This window comes from Leuconostoc sp., from assembly GCF_965300815.1.
This window is the reverse complement of sequence record NZ_CBDKZH010000129.1, coordinates 1-3,392: the sequence shown is the minus strand read 5'-3', so window position 1 is coordinate 3,392 and position 3,392 is coordinate 1. Positions and strand designations below refer to the sequence as shown.

The 3,392-nt window shown below is 41.5% G+C and carries 2 protein-coding genes and 1 pseudogene; all 3 read left to right on the top strand.

Annotated elements, in window-relative coordinates; translation table 11 throughout:
* On the top strand, window positions 1-1,718 hold a 1,718-nt coding region (locus ACW12G_RS07155; RefSeq protein WP_455647625.1), incomplete at its 5' end, for a KUP/HAK/KT family potassium transporter.
* Between the two features lie 142 nt (window positions 1,719-1,860).
* Entirely contained in the window at window positions 1,861-3,108 is a 1,248-nt protein-coding gene (locus tag ACW12G_RS07150; RefSeq protein WP_455647624.1) for an LCP family protein, read from the top strand.
* Window positions 3,109-3,138: 30 nt separating this feature from the next.
* Window positions 3,139-3,392: pseudogene (locus tag ACW12G_RS07145) on the top strand (AI-2E family transporter); the annotation flags it as partial.

Genomic DNA, 3,392 nt, shown 5'->3' with positions numbered 1-3,392 from the left:
TGATTGGTGGGGCAGCGCTCCTAGCGGACGGGACGCTAACGCCTGCGGTAACGGTAACGACTGCCATTGAAGGGTTAAAAAATCAACAAATTGGGACCTTTTTATTCCCAGATAATCAGACCGTGGTGATCGGTGTTGTCAGCGTACTATTACTTGTGATTTTTACGTTCCAAAAAGCGGGGACCAAAAAAATTGGGAATATTTTTGGTCCGGTGATGCTCGTTTGGTTTTTGTTTATTGGGGTATTTGGTCTCATTAATATTTTCTCTGATCTGTCGATCTTGAAAGCCTTGTCACCAGTATATGCGATTCAAATTCTCTTTAATCCGGAAAACAAGACGGGGATTTTTATTCTCGGGAGTGTCTTCTTGGCGACAACGGGTGCGGAAGCGCTATACTCGGATATGGGACACGTGGGTAAGCGGAATATCTATATCAGTTGGCCGTTTGTTTATAGCATGCTGGTGTTGAATTATATGGGGCAAGGTGCTTGGATTATGTCAAATAGTCAACGCCCTGATCTTTTGGCCCAATCCGCCAATCCATTCTTTGAAATTTTGCCGGGTCACTGGCGCTTTGTTGGTGTTATCCTAGCAACACTGGCCGCTATCATTGCCTCACAAGCTTTGATTTCGGGCGCTTATACCTTAGTCAGTGAAGCGATTAACTTGAAGGTTATGCCACGTCTACGTATTTTTTATCCAAGTAATGTTCGTGGGCAAATGTATATTGGCATGGTAAATTGGTTGCTTTGTGCGGTTGGGCTGATTGTGGTTTGGAGTTTCCAAACGTCACATAATATGGAAGCCGCCTATGGACTGGCCATTACAGTCACGATGTTAATGACAACCATTTTATTGTTTGAATTCATTAAATTGCAAGGCCAAAAAGTTTTGGCGTATGGCTTCTTAATACTATTTGGTTTCATTGAATTTGTTTTCTTAATTGCCAGTCTGGCAAAGTTTATCCACGGTGGCTATGCAACCTTGATTATTATGCTCGCTATTTTGCTGGTGATGGTGGTCTGGTATTATGGTAATAAGCGACGGGAAGCCATTTCAAAGCAAGATGATTATGTGTCATTGAAGGATTATCGTAAGCAACTCATCAACCTGTCAAAGGATGACGACGAACCAATTTTTGCGACGAATTTGGTCTACATTGCGCATATGCATCAAAATTATATGCTAAAGCGGTCAATGATCTATTCAATTCTTGGCTCACGGCCAAAACGCGCGACGATTTATTGGTTTGTGACGGTTAAGGAATCAAGTGATCCTTATGGTAAGAGTTATGCGGTTGATATGTTGGGAACGGATAATATCGTCCATGTGACATTTAATCTTGGTTTTAAAGTGGAACCGCAGATTCCGGTTTATCTAAAACAGGTGGCCAATGAGTTGATTAAACAAAATGTATTAAAGCCACAATTCCCTAAATATGCCATGAATAAACATGGGAATGTTGGTGATTTTAAGTATGTTGTGGCTACCCAATACTACGCTGATCTCTTGAATTTACCCAACATTCACGCTTGGGATCGCTTCCTAATCGGTGGTCGTGTTTGGTTACAATCACATACGGTGAGTTCAAGTAACTTTTATGGGTTGGAGTTTAGTGATGTGGTAGAAGAAATCGTACCGCTCTTTATTGCGACTGCCAATCGTCAGAAGTTAACCCAGATTGAAGTGAAAAACATTTTGAAGGACAACGAGTAGTGGTATCATTACCGGGAAAATCAATTGGGAATCAGTCGATTTTCCCGGTATTTTAATCTGATAAATTTATTTTTCTTTTACTATTTTTTGTGTTAAATTAGGTAATGTAGCAGAAAAATAATATCATTAAAGGAATGACAATATGTCTGACAACAACAAGACAGAATTGCCACTTGACGGGTCAGCTTCGCGCCTTGATCGTCACAGGGCTGACCTGCATCAACCAAAGCGTAAAAAGGGTTGGCGTATTGCGTTATTGGTTTTGAGTGTACTGGCATTGGTCGGTATCGGTTTAGGTACCTTCTATGCGAGCAAGTTGAAACAATCAATTGACCATTCATACTCGGCAACAGACCTTAAATCTGAAAAAATGTCGAGTGAATTAATTAAAGATAAGAAGCCGATTTCTTTTTTGGTGTTGGGAACCGATACGGGAACGACGGGTGGTTTTGGCGCAGATCGTGATCGTTCGGGTTTGACAGACTCACTGATGTTAGTGACGGTTAATCCTGAAAAAGAGACTACGACCATGATTTCGTTGCCACGAGATATTATGACATCCATTGACGGGTTTGAAGAAAGTTTCCCACAAAAACTCAATGCGGCGTACGCTTTCAGAGAAACGGCTGATGAAGAAGCGACTTTGGGTGATGGCGTGAGCACGACCATTACGACGATTCAAAAAATGTTTAATATCCCAATTAATTATTTTTCCATGGTGAATATGAGTGGGCTTGGCGATGTAGTGGATCGACTTGGTGGGATTCAAGCAGTATCACCTTTGACTTTCGACTTTAGTCAAGAAACGGCACACGAAACAGGTAATGATCTTTATCGTTTTACCGAAGGAAAGAGTGATTATTATTATGCCGCCGACGGTGAACATTTTAAGCATTATAAGAAGATGGATGGCAAAGCCGCTTTAGCATTCTCACGGATGCGTTATCAAGATCCAAAGGGTGACTACGGTCGTACCCAACGTCAACGGATTTTACTTGAAGCGATCATGAACAAAGTCAAAACGAATCCGACAACGATTTTGAACACTGATTTCATTAATGCCACAACGAAAAACATTGCCTCAAATCTTAAATTAGGGGATATGTTAGCATTGGGATCAAACTACATGGCTGCAACGAAGCACATTAACTCTTATACTGTCCAAGGTGAAGGCCAAATGTATCAAGGTGTGTCTTATCAACGGGTAACGACGGCACAACGGCAAGCCGTAACGGATACGGTGCGCTCAGCCCTTGGGTTATCACCGGCAACAACTGGTGAAGAATTTGGTAGTGATGTCACGTCATACCAGTTGGCACAAGTTTTCTCTGCGGATGACCAATATCCAGAATTCAATACTGCAAGCAACGAAAAATTGCCCAATAATTAATGCACCTGTCACTGAAGAAAAGAGGCCCCTATGAACGTTTTTGCAACCGTTAAGAATAGACGATTTTATCGCTATTTTGTTTTACTGGCCATTGTGGTCCTCATTTTCTTGCTCAGACAGTTTATGTCTTTGCTGTTATTGACGACAATTTTTTCGTATTTAGCCTTAAATGCTGGTAAGCGTGTCCAATGCATTTTCAAGCTTTCCCGTGGGATTGCCATTAGTTTAGTTTATATCGTTTTTGTTGGCTTCCTGATTTGGGCGATTGATCATGGGGCCAATAC

Coding starts and splice junctions, on each gene's coding strand:
- ACW12G_RS07150 (WP_455647624.1), top strand. CDS start 1,861: ATGTCTGACAACAACAAGACAGAATTGCCACTTGACGGGTCAGCTTCG.